Below are 17,729 nucleotides of genomic sequence, written 5' to 3'. Positions count from 1 at the left end.
ATAACCATATATGAAGAGGAATCATGGGTTTTATTTTAAAAAAAGTGATATCGGCATTTTTAATGCCTTTTTCTATTGGGCTACTTCTACTATTTTTAGGACTTTGGTTTCTCTATAGGCAGAGTTACAAAAAAGCAAAAGTATTTTTGACAGTCTCATTTATCTGGTTGTTTTTAATTGGGTATGCTCCTATATCTAATTCTCTTATAGAACCATTGGAGACAGCTTATCCACCATTGACTTTGAATAGCTACGCCCATATTGATGCGAAATATATCTTACTGCTTGGCGGTGACTTCAATGGAAGAGCCTATGAAGCTATTCGGCTATTTCATCATTTACATGGTACGAAAATTATAACTTCGGGTTATGCTGCACCAGGCCTTGATATTCCGGAAGCGATATTGAACGCGAACAAGCTGGTAAGTATAGGTATACCTAAAAAAGATATACTTATCCAAAGCAAACCGCGAGATACACGCGAAGAAGCGCAGAATATTAAGAGGTTAATTGGGAATGAGCCTTTTATTTTGGTGACTTCGGCGTATCACATGCCTAGAGCAATGAGTATCTTCCTCAAAGAAGGTCTACACCCAATTCCCGCACCAACTGAAGTACCAATGTCAGGAAATAGTCCCCAGCTTCTTTCAGTTCCCAATGGAGATGCAATCTCTAATACCAGAAAGGCTTTTCATGAATATTTAGGTTTGTGCTGGAATATGCTGAAAAATTGGACGTCTTCAGTAATTTAGAGCGCAGTCTAGGCTTTTGTTTAGGTGATTTTGAAGAACGTAGGCGTATGTTCTTCAAACAATACCCTACAATTGATAACTCACTTCTCGCTCAACTCAATCTCCGTGGAAAACTTAACCGTTCTTAGAGAGACGGAAGTGTGGAACTTTCGGATATTGAGTTGAGTGTGCAATACGCGCTCGACGAAGTGTTCATAGCCTTGGATGTCTTTTACACAAACAATGAGCAAAAAGTCGTAGTTGCCAGAAACTTGATAACATTGGGTGACTTGTGAAGCTTCAGCCATCGATTGCCTAAATCGTTGGTAAAGATCTGCGCGATCTCTTTCCATTTCTACTGAAACAATCAATGTCATGGTGTTACCTGCAAGTTCAGGGTTCAGAATCGATACATCGCCGACAATAATGTTCTCCTCTCTCAAGCGTTTTACGCGTTTTAAGCACGCTGGTGCTGACAATCCAACTTTGTCTGCCAGTTCGTTGTTGGCGATGCGATTATTTTTTTGTAGGTGCTTCAAAATGGCGATGTCGAGTCGGTCGAGTTGCATGATTTCTTATATCTATAATTTTAGGACTGAATATTTCTCAATATAGGAGAAAAAAGAAATATTGACTACTTAGACCTTTGTTTAAAGAAACTTTAACAGTGGCGAGATATGTAGAATTTTAGGTAGAACAAAAACAAGGATTAGGAGAGTGACGTGAAACGACTGAGCCTATTTTTTAGAGAGCTAGGAAAAGAGATTTTTGAAGTAACACTGACCCTTTTCAAAATTATGATTCCTATCATTTTCTTGATGAAGCTGTTCGAGGAGATCGGCGGTATTGACGTATTGAGTCATGCCTTACACCCCATAATGAGTCTTGTTGGTTTACCTAGTGAAATGGGCATTGTTTGGGCTACGGCACTACTAACGAATAACTATGCGGGTGTTGCTGTACTGCTCAATTTAGGTGTACCTCTTACCATTGCTCAAGCGTCCGTTTTAGGCAGTATGATGTTACTAGCTCACTCGATACCAATTGAAGGTGCCGTTGCCAAGAAAGCAGGTGTTAGCTGGTGGAGCACTATTTTGTTGCGAGTGGGAGGCAGCCTACTATTTGGTTGGATACTTCATTTGATTTATCAGTATGGCAACTATTTAGATCAACCAGCAATTGTACTGTGGCAACCGGATTCAATCACTGACCCTCATTGGTCTAACTGGCTATTAGGGCAGGTTGAAAGCCTATTCATGATAATGGCTGTGGTCTCTGTTTTGTTATTTGCCCTTAAAGTGCTTAAGCTGCTGGGGATCGAAAAGCTTATGGCGATATTGCTGAGTCCATTATTTAGAGTATTAGGTATCAGTCGTGAGGCGACGAATCTGACCATCATCGGAGTAACTCTGGGTATATCTTTCGGTGGCGGCTTATTGATCAACGAGGCAAAAAAAGGTCACATACCGGCAAGAGATGTGTTTACTGCGGTGATGCTGCTAAATCTTTTGCACAGTTTAATAGAAGACACTGTTTTGATTTTAATGATTGGCGCTGACTTTTATGCCATTTTCTGGGGAAGGTTAGTGTTCGCTGTTGTTCTCGTTTCAATCATAGCAATGCTTGTTAGGAAAGTGGATGAACGGTTTTGTGAAAAGTATTTCTACCGCAGTGTCTGTGGTTAACGAGATTCCGTGATGAGTTTGGGTTGTTCAGTTTATTTGCATAAATGAGTGTATACTTTACAATCGCGTGGTTAATTTCTTATCAGTGGTGTCATGATGAAACAATGGGGTATCGTTAAAAAGGTAATAAGCTCGGTGTGCGTGGGCGCAGCTATATTTGGGCTTGTTTCGACCTCAGCCAACGCCGAAACTCTCTATTTTGAGGGAGGACTGGGCAGTGCTGTACAAACGATACCGCACACAGGTTTTAACAACACCACTGAGTCACACGTCTCTAGCCGAATTGCTGTGGGTTATTCGCAACCTATAGCGATGGAAATGGAAGGTGGTTTAGAAGTGGGTTATACCAACTTCGGTGATGCGACCTTTCAGTATACAAACACGGATGAGTACAAGGTTCGAGGCTCTTCAGTTGATCTCGCAGGAAAGGTCTATTACCGAGTAGATGAGCTTTGGAGTATGTTTGGAAAAGCTGGTATGGCGTATATGATGTCTGATGTTACTGACGCAAGTACCAACACGAAGACAGATGACGGAGCCTTTAAACCATTGGTTGGCGTTGGGGTGAGGTACAGCCTAGATGAAGCTCTTAGTTTACAAGCTTCGGTAACGCACTACTTCGGAGACAAGTCTGTCAACGCAGATAATACCAACGAGTTTGTTCCTGTAGTCGACAATTTTATGTTCAGCATACATTACGAGTTCTACTAGCTCGATCCTATTCCTTATTCACTAAAATTCATGTCTTGTATACATTACTTACAAGACATTCTGATGACAAGATGTTGACATTATTGACATTTAATGGGTATTGGTAACCCTAGAGTGAACATTTACCAGTCTTTACAATATGCCTCCTTTGACGTTATCGACATATCGATAGTCTTATTTTTCTAATCAAAGAAGGTTTGTAATGAAAAAAGCCCTAATCGTATTAACACTACTTTCAGTCTCGGCAGCAGCTAGCGCTGATACAAGGTTTTACGGTGGTTCTCAAATTGGTGTGGCTAATTTAGGCAACGACTCTTCTGCAACATATGGCTTTCACATTGGAACAAGTGTTACGCCTAATATTGGTGTTGAAGCAGGTTATCAGTTCAACGGAAAGTTTGATGACTCAGGTTATGACAATACCAACAAAGATATAAAAGTTAGAGCGAGATACTTAGCAGTGCGTCCGAATGTAGATATTGGCCCTTACAACTTATATGTACGAGTAGGCATCGATGATTACAGTGTGACTGGCGAAAATGGCTATAAAGAGAATCATGCAGCTCCTATGTATGGCTTTGGCGCTGAATACCATTTCAATGAAAGATTTTCTCTAGGCTTAGGTTACAACCTCTACGATATGAGAGAAGATGACCTTCACTCTGTTACGATCAACTCCAGCTTCCACTTCGGTTAAGTCGTTGTTATAGAGGCAAAGGAGCCTTGGCTCCTTTGTTAATTTAGGGAGAGCTCATGTCTAAAATGGTTAAAGGTGGTATCGACTTAAGCCTTCATCAAATGACAACCGCTCCAGCAATTCTGCAGAAGTTTCACAGCTTTCCTCACTGAACTGCACACCATACTTCCAATACTGATTACTGCGCTTTTTGTTTTTTATGGTGCCTTGCAAGACAGTTTCTTCATCTTCGTTGCTAAGTTTGATATCAATGGTATCGCCTAATTTGTAGTTACTGCTTTCTATATCAATGACGACTTGACAGCCATTTGTCGAAAAGTCTCTAATCTCACACTCGTAATTGTCTTGAGCTGGGTTAGCGACACCTGGGATCGCAATTTCAAGGCGAGCTTCAGAGCGTAGTCCAAACACAACATCTGCAGTGCGAGGCAAAGCGACAAAAACGATGCTTTTTCCCGACCCTTCAATCGGCATAATGAATGCTAGTTTGCTTCTAAAATAAATTCTTGCACCTTCACCCCGTTGAGATAGAGCGCAACACTTTATCGGATTACCCTTTTGAAAGTAGAGCTGAAATTGTTCTTGTGTGATGTCCGGGGTTTCGAATAAGACGTAATTCTTTGAGTGCATACCAACGTATTTTGAACGGCACTTTATAGGTTTTTGTTTAGGCGCAGCAACATAAAATGCAAAGTCACTGAGTGGAGAAACCAGTGCAAGCGCGTCTTCACCTTTCATTGGGGTAGTTTCTCTAGATGAAGCTTTTTCAGTCAAGTTTTCGGCTTTTTCCTTCTCTGTGTTTGAGTCAACACTATTTTGTTTAGCATCAGATCCGGAATTATGCGCTAACTGAGTCATCGTTTACTTTTCTTTCTAATTAAGCCTAATTAAAAGATACGACAAACTTAGAATATTTGACTAAAAAATTATCGTATTTGTGAGCAGTTTTCCGATGTTATCTAATACATACTATTGCTATGGTTGCCATTTGTATTGGTTTAATTGAACTTTCCCATTTTCATTAACCTTTATTCCATCGAGCTCTAGTAAGCTTTTTTGCCGAGCAGCATTTTCACCTGTCAATGAGATTTTTCCTTGACTGTTAATGACTCGAAACCAAGGTAACTTACTGCCTTCTGGTAAATTTCCTAGCGCCTTTCCAACGTGCCGCGCATAGCCCGGATATCCTGCCATACGTGCAATTTCCCCGTAAGTGGTTACTTTCCCTTGGGGAATTTGAGAGATTACTAGCAGGATCTGCTGTAAAAATTGGTCCATACTAAAAAAGTCCTAATTCAAAAGTTACCACGGAAAGGTCTAAGGAGAGGGAATGGTATTATCAATGTTTCAGTTTTTAGCAACAGCTTTTCTTGTCATTATTTGTTCACGAGCGATAGCGCTTGGAGAAGGTGATGTCCCAGTATTAGCCATGCTAATTCCAGCGCTATGGGTTCTATCCGAACGGAGAATTGCTAGCACCGTTCTACTTGCAGGAATGATAGCATATGGGTTTACTTTGCCCAATCAACCCGCCTCGGTCTCGGTGAGTGTGTGGATCATAATGCCTCTGCTGATGGTGATTTTTTCTAAGAGAAGCAGTATTGGTGTTGTGTGGACTGCAGCATTAATAGTCGTCACATTGCAAATTGGCCTTATGGTAACCCAATCTTCCGGTAAGTTAGGGGGAAGTGCAATGATGACCGCAATTCAAACATTATCGGTGGTTGCTATTTGGTGGGCAGCGAATAATTGGAAGCCAACCAATATGAGAAGGTGGTGGGCTTTATTACTTGTTCTTCCTCTTTGGGTCGCAGGCTTAGGTTTTGCGGCGGTTGTGTCGATAGGCTTCATTGCAATCATCGCGTCTATGGAAAGCTATATAAAACCGAAGTTTGCTGGCTGGAATGAATTACTCTGTTGGGTCTTGCCGACTATAGCCTTCGCTTCTCTTGTGGTCGCCCCTGATGTTGATGTGCCAAGCCCTGTTTTTGTCGTATGGTTTTGCTTGCTTGCCACAGCTTGGATGACCGACTATATCTTGCGTGCTGAAGAAGAAAATGAAGAGTTGTAACAGCCCGCTACCAACGAAGAAGTGCTCAAGTTAGATAGAAAATATCTAATTTGAGCATTTGATAATCACTTAGTTGTAAAATTACATAAATTCCGCTGTAAGCCCTTGCATTGGATGGCAGTATCCCTGATAATCCTTCCCACTTCTTGAGCGTACAACGCTTTTGAAACCAAATCTATGGAGGCCCTGGTCCTCCCGCAACAATAGCTCGTGAACTCGGTCAGGTCCGGAAGGAAGCAGCCGCAGCGTGTGACTTGTGTGCCGGGATGTGGCTGGGGCTTCCACCCTTTTTGATGTTTGCAAACTAAGCCATATTTATAGCACTTAAATATACTCACTCGTGATTGCCTCCAAATTATCCAGCGGTCCCGCTGGTTACTAAGACTCTGCTTAATTGCTCATAAGCCCTTAAAACCTACATGTCAGCAACCCTAAATAGCCTATAATCTACAGCCATCAGAAACTAATTCGATTAGAAATCAGACTCGTTGGTTGGCAAAGTCTCACATCTTACTCATGCAACTTGAGCAGAAAATCAGAATTTCAGACTAGATATAGAACTCTCGGTATCTTTTTTGTGGCAAAGGTATAGAAAATAGTGAGTTTTATTGATAAAAGACAAAATTACGTGCTTCAAGATAGTTCAAAATAGCCCACACTTTGCAATACTGTAAAAAGCATTTAGATACTGGATGCATAGTATGGCGCTATATTTAGGTATGTACTACTTCGAATTGCACGCGCTTTGGGCTTATTAGATGTTAGCTATTTTTGAGATTGATTTATGACGACAGAGTATTTTCAAATTAACGACTGGATATTGAGCGTTGATGAAAATAAATTGTATCGAAAAAATAGGGAAGTTTCTGTTGAGCCTAGGCTTATAAACCTTCTTCATTTCCTAACCATTAATGCTGGTGAAGTATACGATCGCCAAAAGCTCATTGAACATGTTTGGTCGAGTGCAGTCGTTACAGACCAAGTTGTTACTCAATCCATTTTTTCTTTGCGAAAAATACTTCGAGATGGTCGCGAAGAAAATATTAACTATGTTGTTACGGTGCCCAAGCGAGGGTATAAACTGGTCGCTCATGTAGCTCGATTGACGCCAGAAGAAGCAAACCTTGCAAGAAAAGAAGGTTTATCGCTCTCGCAAGAAGAGGTTGAATCAGTAGGCAGAGACTCTTATAACGAAAGGGTTTCTGATGAAATTGAATTGCAAGGCAAGCCTCTTGATGCGGATCATGATTTCCCTGAGGAAGAAAGCCAACCAATGGCCTTTCCTGCTGCACCTCTAACCCGAGCCGTTGCCCAAAAAGCAAAACGAAAGGCTGAAAAGTCGAAACGACCGAAGTCTTGGAAGGTTCACTTTGTCAATGCGCTATTGATTTCATTCATTGTGATTGCAATGGGCTATTTCACTTACAGACAGTCAGGGTTGGAAATATCTCAGGCAATCGACGCGCATTTAGTCGAATTTCGCTATGAGCAGTCGTTTGATAGTGATGAGCTTAGCCATCAGCTCTCTGGGGGGATTTGTCAAAAGCTAATGATGGATATTACAGAGGTGACGCCATATCGAGTGAGGTTGGACAAAGACAATGCTCACACTGATATTATTGCCGGCATCACAGTGACAGTCAGTGTACATAAACGTGATTCAGACGGTGATGGGAATATTGATGGCCACTTCTTAGATGTTGAGTATAAAAACAACTCTTCGGGCAAAATCGTCTTTAAGCGTCAATACTCTTTAAGCAAGAAGCATTTGCACTCGGTTTTGCGCCAAGCTGACATCGACATCATGAAAGTCTTGAAAGTGGAAGAGCCAGAGAAAAAAGCTGATATGTTGATGCGAGGGCTGCCATCTAAACCGCAGGCAATAGAGGATTTGATATTAGCGAATCATTATTTGAATACTTCTGAAGGAGAAGACTTCCAGAAAGGTATCGATCTGCTGGAGTTAGTTCTTCAGAATGAACCGAATAATAGGCTGACTCAAGCTGAGTTGCTTATTGCTTATCATGTACAACAAGCGCTGACTCCTGAAATCAAGCTTAACCAACAGCGAATTACTTCCCTCAGTACAGAGTTGGTGAGAAGCCAAGAGGGAGCTGCAATGCAAATGCAGCCGCGAGTTTATGAAGCGTTAGCATTGCATTACATCTATATAGATGAGTTAAAGCAGGCCAAAGTATATTTGAAAAAAGCGCAAAGCTTGAGGCATTCTGTACTGTCTTACGTATTGCAAGGCAAGCTTGCTGAGCTCAATGGTCATTCAGAGGATGCGAGTGTGGCTTATAGTGAGGCATTCTATAAAGATATGTCTATCGAAACCTATATGTTGTGTCAGAAACTTCTGTTTAGCAGTGATATAAAGACCATAAACTATGAGCTATACCGTTCGGTCCACCCAGCTGCAAACAGCTTGCTTTAACAGTTACAAAACCTCTAATTGATTCTCCATAGGCAACACTTTTATTGGTGTTGCCTTGACCACACACTTCAATCGTTCTTCATCTCTCTGAACTTTTATCTCTTTCCTATTTACCCATTTCCTCTTGATACCCGCATAAACTTAGTGATCTAAGTATCAGCGATTTGAACACCTCAACCTCAAACGAATTGTTTCGGAGCTATCAAAGTTCAAAGTTCACTAGCGACATGGCTAATGGCTTTGCTTTTTGCCAAAGTTGTACAACTAAGCTCTTTTAGCACACAGAAGTGGCCTTTAGCCTTTCTTTATTCTGAGGTGTGAAGTGAGTGGTTAGGCTATGTTCCTTACCCTGCTACTCTTGCTTTGTTTCTATTGGAATATCTCTTCCCCAAAGCTCACTGAAGCGTTGTCTGTCTCCGGTTTATCTTCTATTGCCAGTAAAATGCAGAAAAGATGTACATACAAAGCAAGTGTTTTTGGTGCGTTGCAATTAAAACTCGGAAACACAGCGTTTTTGGAGGCCATTTTCATCAGTTTTATATCAAGGTTTCTTCGTCTTCTTGCTGCGATCTGCCGAGAAATATCGACTCTTAGGTGGCAATAATGAGCTAGATCAATTTAAGCTGCGAGCCTTTCCCTGATAGGCATCTTGATATTTTTGTATCGATAACTTTTTCATATTCACGGAATTTATATTTTTCTTGATATGCTGTTAACTAGTTGAAAATTTGGATTTTTAAATTATAAAAATATCAAGATCGTGATGTTTTAGTTATTATTTTATAGTTAATACAGAGTTTATTTTTTTCTCGAATTTTGGGCGTAATCTTCGCTGCATAGAATAGCGAGGGGTGATGGAACAGCTTCCGACGGCTTCTCGCTACTGAATTATTTTTTGAGTGATTTCACTCGTTCAGTTTATGTGGAGACGTTATGTCATCGAATGCAAAAAAAATTGGCTTGATAGCATGTACTGGCGTAGTTGCTGGTAACATGATGGGTAGTGGTATTGCACTATTACCTTCTAGCTTAGCCGAAGTAGGTTCTATTTCTATCTTTAGTTGGATTATCACCGCAATTGGTGCTTTGAGTCTGGCGTTTGTTTATGCGCGTCTAGCAACAAAGAACCCTCAAGAAGGTGGTCCTATCGCTTACGCTGGTGAAATCTCTCCAGTATTCGGTTTCCAAACAGGTGTGCTTTACTATCATGCAAACTGGATTGGTAACCTAGCAATCGCTATCACAGGTGTGTCATACCTTTCTGTATTCTTCCCAGTCTTGAATCATCCTATGGCAGCGGGCATCGCGACAATTGCCTCAGTTTGGATATTCACTTTTGTAAACCTTTTAGGTGGTAGCTGGGTTAGTCGTCTATGTACTTTAGGCCTTGTATTAATCTTGATCCCAATTCTAGGTACTGCGTTCTTTGGTTGGACTCACTTCAGTCCAGAAATTTACATGCACAACTGGAACACTACTTCAGGTAGCAACACTCACGCAATTATCTCGGCTGTACTTATCTGTCTGTGGTCATTCGTTGGTGTAGAATCTGCGGCAGTTTCTACAGGTATGGTTAAAAACCCTAAACGTACAGTTCCACTAGCAACTATGCTTGGTACTGCACTAGCTGGTGTTGTTTACATCCTTTCTACTCAGATGATCAGTGGTATGTTCCCAGCGCATCAAGTTGCTTCATCAGGTGCACCATTCGCACTTGCTACAACAGCGCTATTCGGCTCTTGGACAGCACCATTTGTGTCAGCGTTTACTGCACTAGCATGTTTCACATCTCTAGGTTCTTGGATGATGTTGGTAGGTGAAGCAGGTAAACGTACTGCTCAAGACGGTAACTTCCCGAAAATCTACGCTGAAACAGACAAAAATGGTATTGCTAAGAAAGGTCTTGTACTCGCGTCTCTTAAGATGACTGCACTAATGGTTGTGCTAATGGTCTTCAGCTCAAAAGTTGCAGATACAGCTAGCTTGTTTAACCAGCTAACGACTGATGCAGTACTGCTAACAATGCTTCCTTACTTCTACTCAAGCATTAACTTGATTCGCTTTGAAGGCATGACAACTCGCAACACGTTCGTGATGTTGTTCTCAGGTGTTGCTTGTGTGTTCTGCATGGTTGCTCTAGTCGGAGCGGAAAGCACCAGTCTTGCAGCAACATTCATTATTTCACTTGTTATCTTGATGTTCTACTGCAAAAAAGCAGGTCTTGCTGAGTACGTTAAACACTCAGAAAACCAAGATGCTATGCAGGCAAGTCACTAATAGTTACGTATTCAAAATGCTGGCGTCAATTTAGCCGCTAGCGTCCCAAACATTACTCTAGGCGCTCACCCAACTTGTTACCGACATCGGTAAGGAGCGCCTTGCTTCGCCTCGGAGATGGCCAAATGAAAATTTTCGCAATACTAAATCATATGGGTGTGTTCTTCAAAGAAGAGCCAGTTCGTCAACTACATCAAGCACTTGAAAAAAATGGTTATGAAGTTGTTTATCCAGTAGACGACAAAGACCTAATCAAGATGATTGAAATGAACCCTCGCATCTGCGGTGCATTGTTTGACTGGGATAAGTACTCTCTTAAGCTTTGTAGCGAAATCAACGCAATTAATGAGAAGCTACCTATCTACGCTTTCGCAAATGAGCAGTCTACTCTTGATATTTCTTTGACTGACCTACGCTTGAATGTTTTCTTCTTCGAATACGCTCTTGGCATGGCTGATGATATCGCTATCAAGATCAACCAAGCGACTGAAGAATATAAAGACGCGATCATGCCTCCGTTCACGAAAGCACTATTCAAGTACGTTGAAGAAGGCAAATACACATTCTGTACTCCGGGACACATGGGTGGCACAGCTTTCCAAAAAAGCCCAGCAGGTAGCATCTTCTACGATTTTTATGGTCCGAACACATTTAAAGCCGACGTATCTATCTCTATGCCAGAGCTAGGCTCACTGCTTGACCACACTGGCCCACACAAAGAAGCTGAAGATTACATTGCGCGTACTTTCAACGCTGACAGCTCTTATATCGTTACTAACGGTACGTCGACTTCGAACAAGATTGTTGGTATGTATTCTGCGCCAGCTGGAAGCACGGTACTTGTTGACCGTAACTGTCACAAATCTCTGACTCACCTAATGATGATGAACGATGTGACGCCAATTTACTTCCGTCCAACTCGTAACGCATATGGCATCCTTGGTGGTATTCCACAAAGTGAATTCAGCCGTGAAGTGATTGCAGAAAAAGTTGCTAAAACTGAAGGTGCAACAGCGCCACGCTACGCAGTAGTGACTAACTCTACTTACGACGGCCTTCTATATAACACTCAATACATTAAAGAGTCGCTAGATTGTAAACACATCCACTTTGATAGTGCGTGGGTTCCTTACACTAACTTCAACCCAATTTACGAAGGTAAATGTGGTATGAGTGGTGAAGCAATGCCGGGCAAAGTGTTCTATGAAACACAGTCTACGCACAAATTGCTAGCAGCATTCTCTCAAGCATCAATGATTCACATTAAAGGTGAGTTTGACCAAGAGTCATTCAATGAATCATTCATGATGCACACATCGACTTCTCCACAGTACGGTATCGTTGCTTCAACTGAAACAGCAGCAGCTATGATGCATGGCAACACTGGCCGTAGATTAGTTCAAGACTCTATCGATCGTGCGATTCGTTTCCGTAAAGAAATCAAGCAGCTAAGAGAAGAAAGTGACAGCTGGTTCTTCGACGTATGGCAACCTGAAAACATCGATTCAACAGAGTGCTGGAAACTAGATCCAAAAGATACTTGGCACGGATTCAAGAACATCGATGATGACCACATGTACTTGGACCCAATCAAGATCACTCTTCTTACCCCAGGAATGAACAGCAACGATGAGCTTGAAGAGTCTGGTATTCCGGCATCTCTAGTCGCTAAGTTCCTAGATGAGCGTGGTATTGTTGTTGAGAAGACTGGTCCATACAACTTGTTGTTCCTATTCTCTATCGGTATCGATAAGTCTAAAGCAATGCAATTGCTACGTGGTTTAACTGAGTTTAAACGTGGCTACGACTTGAACTTAACTATTCGCACAATGTTGCCAGAGCTATACAAAGAAGACCCTCACTTCTATGAAGGTATGCGTATTCAAGAGCTTGCTCAAGGCATTCATAACAAAGTTAAGGAATACCGTTTACCTGAGCTAATGTTCAAAGCGTTTGACGTGCTACCTGAAATGAAAGTAACTCCTCACAAAGCGTGGCAACAAGAGTTGCATGGTGGTGTGGAAGAGATTCCTTTGAGTGACCTAGTTGGTCGTGTAAGTGCGAACATGATCTTACCATATCCTCCAGGTGTGCCTTTGGTTCTTCCTGGTGAGATGGTGACAGATGAGTCTCGCCCAGTGCTAGATTTCCTACAAATGCTATGTGAAATCGGTGCTCACTACCCAGGTTTCGAAACAGATATCCACGGCCTATATTGCCAAAAAGATGGAAGCTACACAGTAAAAGTACTAGCAGACTAAGCTTTATAGCTGCTCAATCACTAGCTCGATATATTGCTCCACAAGATATTGAAGGTGATTGAGCCATCCATTTGATTTAGCAACTCATTTCAATGAGCGATTCATTTTAATGAGATAGTCAAAAGGGCCATTGTCATTCTCTCGTTGGCGTGTGGCCCTACTTGTTTTCTACTCACTTTTCAGACATGCATAAGAGTAGATATTGATAACAGACGGCGGTACCAAGCATGTTGTTAAGAAACTTAAAAGCTAGGCATTTAAATATGATAGCCCTAGGCGGCTCAATCGGTACGGGCATATTTCTAGCGAGTGGTTATGCCATCTCCGTTGCCGGCCCTGGTGGAGCAATTGCAGCTTATAGCCTGATTGCTATCATGGTGTTTTTTCTCATTACTAGCTTGGGAGAGATGGCAACTCACAGTCCGACAACGGGTTCTTTCTGCCAATATTCCACTGACTACGTTAATCCTTCTTTCGGTTTCGCAATTGGTTATACCTATTGGTTTAACTGGGCGATTACCATTGCAGCAGAAATTTCAGCTGCCACAATCATCGTCAAATTTTGGTTTCCTGAAGCGCCAGCACTTCTTGTATCTGGCTTGTTTTTCGCGTTGATCCTTGGTGTTAACCTGTTTTCCGTGAAAGTGTTTGGTGAATCAGAATATATAATGTCACTGCTTAAAGTCTCAGTGATCATCATTTTTATTGTGTTAGGAGCTTGTTTAGTCCTGACTCAGCCACATTTAGGGCTCAAAAACTTTACGATTGCTGATGGGCCTTTCCACAATGGCTTCTCAGGTTTTGTTCACGTATTTCTCATCGCTGGCTTTTCATTCCAAGGATGCGAGTTGATTGGAATAAGCGCGGGTGAAACTAAAGACCCAGAGAAAAACATTCCGAAAGCGGTTCGAACCGTATTCTGGAGATTACTACTCTTTTATATTCTCTCTACATTACTGATTAGCCTACTAATTCCGTTCAATGACCCAAGCCTTGCTCACGGGAGTAGCGTTGAGTCGAGTCCATTTACACTCGTTTTTCAGCACTACTTTAATACCGGAATTGCAACAAACTTACTAAACCTTATCGTTCTGGTTGCAGTCATTTCAGCGGCAAATGCCAGTATGTACTCGTCTACACGCACGCTTTGGTACATGGGTGAGAACGGCCAGGCACCAAAGCTCTTTGCTAAGACAACCTCGTTTGGTTTGCCAGTGTATGCTCTTGTTGTAACGGCTATTGTTGGCTCTGCTGTTTTTCTGTCGTCTTTTACTGGAACGGGAGAGCTATTTACCATTCTCCTCAATGTTTCAGCCCTATGCGGTTTTATTGCTTGGTTTAGCATTGCATTGAGCCACTATTGCTTTAGAAAAAAGGAGCTAAAAGGCGATACGAGCAAGCTTAAATACACAGCCAAAATGTTCCCGTACGCGCCAATTATCTCAATGATATTTATCACGTTGATCATTGCAGGGCAGGCGTTTGAAATGCAACTGACCACGTTTAATGTGCTAACTAAATATGGTGCATTGATAGCCTTTTTCGCCATCATGTTAGGGCATCGCATTTGGTCCAAGAAATCAGAATCGTTTGTTCAGCTTAAACCTGAACCGTATCAATAATTGAAACTTCCCCGATGCCTCTATGCCTTGCTAGCTGGAGGCATTCTTTATGGTTACAGGTCCCCCCCCCCCACAAGCTCCTACAAATAACTCCGAAACATTTCATTCTCAGTCTTCCTGATAGGTGAGATTAGTCGCTCACTGGCTCAGTGTTAGATGCGTTTCTTTAGAGTAAAAGCGTTATTCATATCGAGTACAAGAATGGCAGTGTGTTTGCTATTCAACGAAATATTACCTACTTTTTATTGAGTATTTAGATAGTAATGTGCACGGCCATCCATATTTTTCTCGCATGGAAATTACCTGTAAGTCTTTGAAAGGAAGCTTTTATGAACATTAAGAACTTATCGATAGGGAAAAAAATAGCTTTTGCCTTTGTCGTCATAGCCATCTTCAACCTCACGTTTGGGTTCTTAATTGTAAAAGGTATGGGTAACGTTAAAGCTGAGTTGCTCAACTACACCGACGATACGCTTCCTGCAGTTGAAAATGTTGACTATATTCGCGACCAAATGTCCTACTGGCGTAGGACTCAGTTTGCTGTTTTCGCCATGAATGATGCAGGGAAGATAAAAACTACAGTTGCGCGAAATGAAACTATTCGAGAGGACATAAATAAGAGCCTAAAAGCGTACGGAAAAACAGTGTGGCCGGGTGAGGAAGAGCAAACCTACAAGAAGTTAGAAACCAAGTGGCAGGCATATCTCGATGTGATGACCAAGTTCAATCAAGCGATGCTGGCAGGAGACAAAACCACAGCTTACAGCTTGCTAACCAATTCGCTGAAAGACTTCCAAAGTATTGAAGCTGACATAAATACTCTTGTAGGCATACTGAAAGGGGCGATGGAGAGCAATCGCGAAACCATTTTGTCCACCGTTGATGGGCTAAATACTACGGCTATCATTATCAATATTATTATCATCGCTGTAATGGTAGTGATGACCATTTTCTTAACGCGCCTCATCTGCTCACCGCTGGTATTAGTTGTTAAACAAGCAAATGCCATTGCCAAAGGTGATTTATCTAAATCATTAGATAGAAGTGCTATAGGTAATGACGAGCTGGGCGAGTTGGCTGATGCTTCTACAGAAATGCAAGATAACCTGCGTGAACTTATCAATCAAAGTATCTCTGTTGTTCGCGAACTAAGTCACGCTGTTGGAGAAATGACGGATACATCGAATCGCTCCGCAAAAGAAATGCAAGATCAGCAAGGGCAGGTCACGCTAGTAGCCACGGCAATGACTGAGATGAAAACATCAGTTGCAGATGTAGCACATACAACGGAAGAGTCTGCAGAAAAAGCGAATGTCGCTAACGTGAAAGTGAAAGAAGGGGCGACGAATACACAAGCCATGGTCAATTCAATCCAAAATGTTGCGCAGATAATCGGAGAGGCAGGCGACAATGTTTCCGACCTTGAGCAGCAATCTAATCAGGTCAATGTGATTGTGGATGTAATTCGTGATATTGCCGATCAGACGAACCTACTGGCGCTTAACGCTGCGATAGAAGCGGCGAGGGCAGGTGAATCAGGGCGAGGTTTTGCTGTTGTTGCGGATGAAGTCAGAACACTTGCAGGGCGTACCCAAGATTCGACCAGTGAAATCACAAGCATCATCGAAAAACTTCAATCAATAGCAAGTCAAGCAAAAGAGACTACTGAACGTTCTCGTCAGCAAATTGAAACTTGTGTAGAGCAAGGTAATCAATCGCAAGAGCTAATGGGTTCAATAGAAGAGTTTATTTCAAGCATCGCCGACATGGGGGCTCAAATAGCTAGTGCATGCAACCAGCAAGATAGTGTTGCTGAAGAATTGAGCTCTAATATCGAAAATATCCATATGTCTTCACAGGAAGTATCCGCTGGCTCGGAACAAACGGCGAATGCATGTAATGTCCTGAGCGATCTTGCGCAGTCTTTGCAGAGTTCAATGGGTAAGTTCAAGTTAAATTAAGGGATCAATTTAAGGAAAATCAGGGAGAAAATATGGAAATTCGAGCGACACTACTTTCGATGGCCATCGCAGCCGCACTAACAAACAGTGAAGCAGTAATGGCAGCGCCATTGGCCTTAGATGAATCTCCACCTCCAATTCAGCAAGTACAACAATCCAATGCTTGGCTGGAAGTTAACTTGGGACAATTTAAAGACAATATGGACCAGTTTCGCAAGCACTTGAGCCAGAATACTAAAATATGTTTTGTGATGAAGGCTGACGCTTACGGCAATGGCATTCAAGGGTTAATGCCGACGGTCTTAGAGATGAAGGTTCCATGTATTGCTATCGCGAGCAATGCCGAAGCAAGAGCCGTTCGAGAAGCTGGGTTTGATGGTCAGCTTATTCGAGTCCGCTCGGCAGATATTCATGAAATTAAAGAAGTCATGGACTTAGATGTTGAAGAGCTGATAGGAAGTGTCGATCAAGCAAACCACATAATGGCGCTAGAGAAAGATCGTCCGATAAAAGTACACTTAGCCCTTAACGACGGTGGTATGTCTAGAAACGGCATTGATATGACCACGGAAACAGGCAAGCAGGAAGCTTTGAAAATCGCGACTCATGATGGAATTGATATTGTCGGGATTATGACCCACTTCCCGAATTATGACGCGAAAGAAGTTCGTAATAAGCTAGGACACTTCCAAAAGAGTTCAGCATGGTTAATTGAGAATGCTGGCCTGAAACGTGAAGATGTCACACTACATGTTGCTAATTCCTATACAGCAGTCAACGTACCAGAAGCACAGTTGGATATGGTTAGGCCAGGAGGTGTTATTTACGGTGATTTGCCAACGAACCCAGAGTATCCATCAATTGTGAGCTTTAAAACACGTGTTGCTTCTTTGCATTCTGTTCCAAAAAACTCCACTGTGGGATACGACAGCACTTACATAACTAAGCGAGACAGCGTGTTAGCAAATTTGCCGGTAGGTTATTCTGATGGCTACCCAAGAAAAATGGGTAATCGTGCCTTCGTCGTTGTGAATGGACAACGTGCTCCAGTCGTGGGTAAAACTTCGATGAATACGACTATGGTGGACGTTACGGATATCAAAGGTGTAACAGCGGGCGAGGAAGTGGTTTTGTTTGGCCAACAAGGAAATGCCAAGGTTGCTGTCAGTGAAATGGAAGAAAACTCTGAACTTATCTTCCCTGAGCTATACACCGTATGGGGAGCGGCAAACCCAAGGGTATATATCCCTTAACTGGCACTCATGTCGTGACAGAT

Annotated in this window: 14 protein-coding genes and 1 other RNA gene; 12 read left to right on the top strand and 3 right to left on the bottom strand. The window is 42.1% G+C overall.

From position 1 onward, the window contains the following. Positions 1–23 precede the first annotated feature (23 nt). Positions 24–752, top strand: coding sequence for an ElyC/SanA/YdcF family protein (locus L7A31_RS14995; RefSeq protein WP_237362582.1), 729 nt, complete (start codon positions 24–26; stop codon positions 750–752). Between the two features lie 80 nt (positions 753–832). Here L7A31_RS14995 and L7A31_RS14990 read toward each other — a convergent pair whose 3' ends face one another. Further along, positions 833–1,300 (bottom strand): Lrp/AsnC family transcriptional regulator, encoded by a 468-nt coding sequence (locus tag L7A31_RS14990; protein ID WP_237362581.1) that lies wholly within the window; start codon positions 1,298–1,300, stop codon positions 833–835. 153 nt (positions 1,301–1,453) lie between these two features. On the opposite strand from L7A31_RS14990, the gene L7A31_RS14985 reads away from it, so the two are divergent. From L7A31_RS14985 to L7A31_RS14975, 3 genes are all read left to right on the top strand, one after another. Further along, complete coding sequence (locus L7A31_RS14985; protein ID WP_237362580.1) at positions 1,454–2,416, top strand: hypothetical protein; 963 nt, start codon at positions 1,454–1,456, stop codon at positions 2,414–2,416. Between the two features lie 93 nt (positions 2,417–2,509). After that, positions 2,510–3,127, top strand: a complete 618-nt coding sequence (locus L7A31_RS14980; RefSeq protein ID WP_237362579.1) for an outer membrane protein — start codon at positions 2,510–2,512, stop codon at positions 3,125–3,127. A gap of 202 nt (positions 3,128–3,329) precedes the next feature. After that, complete coding sequence (locus L7A31_RS14975; protein ID WP_237362578.1) at positions 3,330–3,824, top strand: porin family protein; 495 nt, start codon at positions 3,330–3,332, stop codon at positions 3,822–3,824. 69 nt (positions 3,825–3,893) lie between these two features. Here the strand turns inward: L7A31_RS14975 and L7A31_RS14970 are convergent, their stop codons facing one another. Next, positions 3,894–4,682, bottom strand: a complete 789-nt coding sequence (locus tag L7A31_RS14970; protein ID WP_237362577.1) for a PilZ domain-containing protein — start codon at positions 4,680–4,682, stop codon at positions 3,894–3,896. Between the two features lie 117 nt (positions 4,683–4,799). Continuing rightward, on the bottom strand, positions 4,800–5,102 hold the full coding sequence (locus tag L7A31_RS14965; RefSeq protein ID WP_237362576.1) for an MGMT family protein: 303 nt from the start codon (positions 5,100–5,102) through the stop codon (positions 4,800–4,802). 52 nt (positions 5,103–5,154) lie between these two features. Between L7A31_RS14965 and L7A31_RS14960 the strand changes: the two genes are divergently transcribed. The 8 genes from L7A31_RS14960 (at position 5,155) to alr (ending at position 17,706) form a co-directional block, all read left to right on the top strand. After that, positions 5,155–5,895, top strand: a complete 741-nt coding sequence (locus L7A31_RS14960; RefSeq protein ID WP_237362575.1) for a VP0952 family biofilm-associated protein — start codon at positions 5,155–5,157, stop codon at positions 5,893–5,895. A 184-nt stretch (positions 5,896–6,079) separates the two neighbouring features. Next, positions 6,080–6,176, top strand: an RNA gene (gene ffs, locus L7A31_RS14955) — signal recognition particle sRNA small type. A 503-nt stretch (positions 6,177–6,679) separates the two neighbouring features. Next, on the top strand, positions 6,680–8,332 hold the full coding sequence (gene cadC / locus L7A31_RS14950; RefSeq protein WP_237362574.1) for a lysine decarboxylation/transport transcriptional activator CadC: 1,653 nt from the start codon (positions 6,680–6,682) through the stop codon (positions 8,330–8,332). Between the two features lie 933 nt (positions 8,333–9,265). After that, a complete protein-coding gene (gene cadB / locus L7A31_RS14945) occupies positions 9,266–10,609 on the top strand; it encodes a cadaverine/lysine antiporter (RefSeq protein WP_237362573.1) in 1,344 nt (447 codons plus the stop codon). Between the two features lie 125 nt (positions 10,610–10,734). Further along, positions 10,735–12,870, top strand: a complete 2,136-nt coding sequence (locus L7A31_RS14940) for a lysine decarboxylase CadA (RefSeq protein WP_237362572.1) — start codon at positions 10,735–10,737, stop codon at positions 12,868–12,870. 263 nt (positions 12,871–13,133) lie between these two features. Continuing rightward, positions 13,134–14,492 carry an amino acid permease gene (locus tag L7A31_RS14935; protein ID WP_237362571.1) on the top strand — a complete coding sequence of 453 codons (1,359 nt, stop codon included), beginning with the start codon at positions 13,134–13,136 and terminating at the stop codon, positions 14,490–14,492. A 329-nt stretch (positions 14,493–14,821) separates the two neighbouring features. Continuing rightward, entirely contained in the window at positions 14,822–16,453 is a 1,632-nt protein-coding gene (locus L7A31_RS14930; protein WP_237362570.1) for a methyl-accepting chemotaxis protein, read from the top strand. A 32-nt stretch (positions 16,454–16,485) separates the two neighbouring features. Further along, positions 16,486–17,706 (top strand): alanine racemase, encoded by a 1,221-nt coding sequence (gene alr / locus L7A31_RS14925; protein WP_237362569.1) that lies wholly within the window; start codon positions 16,486–16,488, stop codon positions 17,704–17,706. Positions 17,707–17,729: the final 23 nt, after the last annotated feature.

Source organism: Vibrio marisflavi CECT 7928, assembly GCF_921294215.1.
In the GTDB taxonomy this organism is placed as follows: domain Bacteria; phylum Pseudomonadota; class Gammaproteobacteria; order Enterobacterales; family Vibrionaceae; genus Vibrio; species Vibrio marisflavi.
This window is presented reverse-complemented; position numbering and strand designations above follow the sequence as displayed.

Coding starts and splice junctions, on each gene's coding strand:
- L7A31_RS14995 (WP_237362582.1), top strand. CDS start 24: ATGGGTTTTATTTTAAAAAAAGTGATATCGGCATTTTTAATGCCTTTT.
- L7A31_RS14990 (WP_237362581.1), bottom strand. CDS start 1,300: ATGCAACTCGACCGACTCGACATCGCCATTTTGAAGCACCTACAAAAA.
- L7A31_RS14980 (WP_237362579.1), top strand. CDS start 2,510: ATGATGAAACAATGGGGTATCGTTAAAAAGGTAATAAGCTCGGTGTGC.
- L7A31_RS14975 (WP_237362578.1), top strand. CDS start 3,330: ATGAAAAAAGCCCTAATCGTATTAACACTACTTTCAGTCTCGGCAGCA.
- L7A31_RS14970 (WP_237362577.1), bottom strand. CDS start 4,682: ATGACTCAGTTAGCGCATAATTCCGGATCTGATGCTAAACAAAATAGT.
- L7A31_RS14965 (WP_237362576.1), bottom strand. CDS start 5,102: ATGGACCAATTTTTACAGCAGATCCTGCTAGTAATCTCTCAAATTCCC.
- L7A31_RS14960 (WP_237362575.1), top strand. CDS start 5,155: ATGGTATTATCAATGTTTCAGTTTTTAGCAACAGCTTTTCTTGTCATT.
- cadC (WP_237362574.1), top strand. CDS start 6,680: ATGACGACAGAGTATTTTCAAATTAACGACTGGATATTGAGCGTTGAT.
- cadB (WP_237362573.1), top strand. CDS start 9,266: ATGTCATCGAATGCAAAAAAAATTGGCTTGATAGCATGTACTGGCGTA.
- L7A31_RS14940 (WP_237362572.1), top strand. CDS start 10,735: ATGAAAATTTTCGCAATACTAAATCATATGGGTGTGTTCTTCAAAGAA.
- L7A31_RS14935 (WP_237362571.1), top strand. CDS start 13,134: ATGATAGCCCTAGGCGGCTCAATCGGTACGGGCATATTTCTAGCGAGT.
- L7A31_RS14930 (WP_237362570.1), top strand. CDS start 14,822: ATGAACATTAAGAACTTATCGATAGGGAAAAAAATAGCTTTTGCCTTT.
- alr (WP_237362569.1), top strand. CDS start 16,486: ATGGAAATTCGAGCGACACTACTTTCGATGGCCATCGCAGCCGCACTA.